This window comes from Anaeromyxobacter sp. SG17 (assembly GCF_022690695.1).
Taxonomy (GTDB): Bacteria; Myxococcota; Myxococcia; order Myxococcales; family Anaeromyxobacteraceae; genus Anaeromyxobacter; species Anaeromyxobacter soli.
Genome location: NZ_JALCYX010000142.1, coordinates 1 through 3,998, shown reverse-complemented (window position 1 = coordinate 3,998; position 3,998 = coordinate 1). Strand labels below are relative to the sequence as shown.

The following is a 3,998-nucleotide window of genomic DNA, read 5'->3' as shown; positions in this document are numbered from 1 at the left end:
CCGCGCACGTCGAGCCCGGCGCCGACGCCGGCGGGCCCGCGGCGCCGCCCGGGCCGGGGCGCGGCGACGCCGCGGTCGCGCTGCGCCTCGCCGGTCCGCGCGCGCTCGGCTTCGTCGTCGCCGTCGACCGGCTCGATCCCTCCGGCCTCCACGCGGCGGCGCCCGCCGGCGAGGTGACGCTCTCCGGGCGCGGCGCGCTCTCGGGCAGCGGGCTCGAGGACCTCCGGGGGGACGCGGTCGTCTCCATCGCCCGCTCGCGGCTCCGCGCGGGCGAGCTCGGGCCGGGCGAGCTCGTCGCGCGGGCCGAGGGCGGCGCGTACGACGTGCGCCGGCTCACGCTGCGCGCCCCCGGGCTCGCGCTCGACGGCGGGCTGCGCTGGCGCCCCGGCGGCGCGGTCTCCGGGAAGCTCACGGCGGACGCCGCCGATCTCGGCCGCGCGATGCGGAACCTCGGCGCGCTCCTCGGAGCGAAGCTCCCCGCGCTCTCCGGCAGGGCGCGGGTGGAGGCGGCGCTCACGGGGACCGAGCGATCCCCGGTGCTGCGCGCGACGGCCGACGCCCCGACGCTGCGCCTCGGCGAGCTCGCGCTCCGCGGCGTGCGGCTCGAGGCGGACGCCGCCGGGCCCCTCCGGCGCCCGGTGGTGCACCTCGCCGGGACCGCCGCGGCGGTGCGCTCGGGGAGCGACGACGTCGCGCGCGGCGTGGTGCTGAGCGCGCGGCTCGAGAAGGACGAGGCGGTCGTGTCGGCGACCGCGTCGCTGCCGGCCGTCGGCGACCAGCCGCTCGCGGTCGAGGCCCGCGGCACGCTCGGCCCGCGCCGGGACCGCGTCCTCGTCTCGCGCCTCGCGCTCGCGTACCCGGGCGCCCGCTGGGAGCTCACGCAGCCGGCGACGGTCCGGTTCGCGGGGCCCGCGGTGGACCGGCTGGAGCTCGTCTCCGGCGAGCAGCGCGTCGCCGTCGAGGGAGGGCTCGGCGCGCGCGGGACGCTCGACGCGCGCGCGGACCTCGTCCGCGTCGACCTGACGCGCCTCCCGCCCGGCGTCATCCCGCGCGGCCTCGGCGTCGCCGGGAGCCTCACCGCCGGGGCGCGGGCGACCGGCACCACCCGCCGGCCCCTGCTCGACACCCGCTTCGAGCTCTCGGGCGGCGCGGTGCGCGGCCTCGCTGGCCTCGACGCCACGGGCACCGCGAGCTGGGACGGGAAGGGGCGACGGGCCGCCGTCTCGGTCGCGGTGCAGCGGGCGGGCGGCGGCGCCGTGGACGTCACCGCGGACCTGCCGTTGCCCCTCGACCGCTCGCCGGCGGCGCGGCTCTCGGCGCGGGTGCGGGTGGAGGCGCTCCCGGTCGCCCCCGTGCTCGCGGCCGCGGGCGCCGCCTCGTCCCTCGAGGGGATCGCCGCGCTGGACGTGACGGTGGAGGGGACGGCCGGCGCGCCCCATCTCACCGCCCAGGGGTCGCTCGAGGGCGGGTCGTACGGCGACATCGGCCCGTTCGCGATCTCGCTCACGCTCGAGGACCCGGGGGAGCGGGCCGCGCTCCATGCCAGCGCGACCTACGGCGGGGCCCCGGCGCTCGCCCTCGACGCGGCCGCCCCGCTCGATCTCTGGGAGCTCGTCGCCCGTCCCGCCGACGCGGTCGCCGCCCTTCGCAGGGCGCCCGTGGAGGTGAGCGCCGTCGTCCCGAGCTTCGACGTCGCGGCGCTCGCCGGGGTGCTCGGCCTCCCCGAGGAGCTCCAGGGCACGCTCGACGCGCGGGCGACCCTCACGGGCACCGCCAGCGCGCCGCGCGGGAACGTGACCGTCGGGCTCGCGCACGCGGTGCTCGCGGGCTACCGCGAGGTGGGCGCGACCGTCGGGGTCGCGCTCGACGCGGCGCGGGTCGGCGTCACGGGCCAGGTCACGCTCGGCTCAGACGCGCTGCTCCGGCTCGACGGATCCCTCGCGGCCCCCCTCGAGCGGCTCCTCGCCGCCGAGCGTTTGCGGAGCACGCCGCTCACGCTCGACGCGGTCGTCCCGCGCGTGCAGCTCGCCCGGGCGGCGGGCGCGGACGTGCCGCTCGCGGGCGTCGTCGAGGGGCGCGTGTCGGCGGGAGGGACGCTCGCGGCGCCGGTGGTGCGAATCGATCTCGGCGGGAGCGGGATCGCGGTGGACGGGCGGCCGCTCGGCGAGGTCTCCGTGCGCGCCACCCACGAGCGGGCCCGCACCGAGGCGCACGTCGCGCTCCGCGCGGCGGCGGGCGGGACGATGGAGGCGAGCGGCGTGCTCGAGGCGCCGCTCGGGCTCGGCGCCGGCGGGCCACCCCTGCGCTCGGCGCCGCTCGACGCGCGGGTCGTCTCGACGGGGCTCGACCTGGGAGTCCTGCCCGCGCTCCTGCCGGGCGTCGTGCGCAGCGCCTCGGGGAAGCTCACCGCCGACGTCACGGCGCGAGGCCCGCTCGGCCGGCCGCGACCGCGCGGCAAGGTCCTCCTCGCCGACGGGAAGCTCGCGATCGCCGAGTACGGGGAGTGGACCGGCGTCCTGCTCGACCTCGAGGTGAACGACGACGCGCTCGAGCTGCGCCGGCTCTCCGCGCAGCGGGGCCGCGGACGGCTCGAGGTCTCGGGGTTCGCGCACGACCTCGCGTCGGCGAGCTCTCCGGTCGAGGCGCACCTCCGGGCCGAGACGCTCACCGTCACGCGGGACGGGCAGGAGCTCGCGAACCTCGACCTCCGCGCCGACGCGACCGGGACCTACACGGCGGACGCGCTGCGGCTCGAGGTGAAGGTCCCGGGCGGCACCGTCCGCCTCCCGTCGCGGACCCCGCGCACGCTCCAGCCGCTCGAGCAGCGCGACGACATCGTCGTCGGCCGGCGCGCCATCCGCGAGCGCCGCAAGCGCGCCGAGGCCGCGGCGGAGGTCGCAGCCGGGGCCCCGGCCGCGCCGCGGGCGAAGCCCTTCACGCTCGCCGTGCACGTCGTCGCGCCCGGCCAGCTGTTCGTGAAGAGCGACAGCCCGCTCGAGAACGTCGAGCTGAAGGCGGACGTGCGCTACGAGCTCGCCGGCGCGGGCTCCTACGCCTCGGGGGAGGTCTCCGTCGTGCGCGGGTTCGTGGAGCCGATCGGCGGCCGCCACTTCGACATCACGCGCGGCCGGATCCAGTTCACCGGCGGTCCGCCCGCCGCGGCGATGCTCGACGTCGAGGCGACCTACGACAACCCCGAGGCGGTCGTGACCGTGGCCGTCGCCGGCCCGCTGAGCGAGCCCGAGATCCGGCTCTCCTCGAAGCCGCCGATGGACGAGGGGCAGATCGCGATGCTCATCGCGACCGGCCGCACCGAGATCAAGCGCGGGTCGGGAGAGGTCGGCGCGCTCACCGGAGAGGAGGCCGGCAAGGCCGCCCTCGGCGCCGTCGCCACCCAGGCGTTCAAGAACCTGGTCGCCCAGAAGCTGCCCCTCGACACCGTCGCCCTCGACTCCGGCGCGCTGCGCGCCGGGAAGTACGTCACCGACAAGGTCTACATCGGCTACGTGCGGCGGTTCGACGCGAACGTCGAGCGCGGCGAGAACGAGAACGAGATGCGGGTCGAGTACCGCATCACGCCGCGCTGGACGGCGGAGGGGCGCTACGGCACGTCGGGATCGGGCGGCGCGAGCCTCGTCTGGTCGAAGGACTACTAAACGACAGTTCGTGATTCGCGATCACCTTCGGTGACGCGAATCACGCTGTCGTTTAGCCATGTTCGAACGGGGGCTGCGCCCTCATCATTCGTCACAAGTGCGGGTACTCGCCGGACGAGCGGCGGGTGTTTCGACCACGGCTCCCGTGCGCATGGCGGATTCGGGGCATCGACGGGGTCGGCGCAGCGCTCGTGCTCGACCCCGATGAACGCGGGAAGGCGTCGGAGCAGGCGAGCGTCTCGCCGTATCGAAACCGGGCCCAGCGACGGCGTGACTTCGCGCGGGGAGCTCGCGGACTTCTCGACGGCGCCTCCGCAGCTCGCCCCGAAGCACGCCCTGGAG

The 3,998-nt window shown here is 77.7% G+C and carries 1 protein-coding gene; it reads left to right on the top strand.

Annotated elements, in window-relative coordinates:
* A partial coding sequence (locus tag MNY60_RS23380; protein WP_242362037.1) for a translocation/assembly module TamB domain-containing protein occupies positions 1-3,656 on the top strand: 3,656 nt, incomplete at its 5' end.
* Positions 3,657-3,998 lie beyond the last annotated feature (342 nt).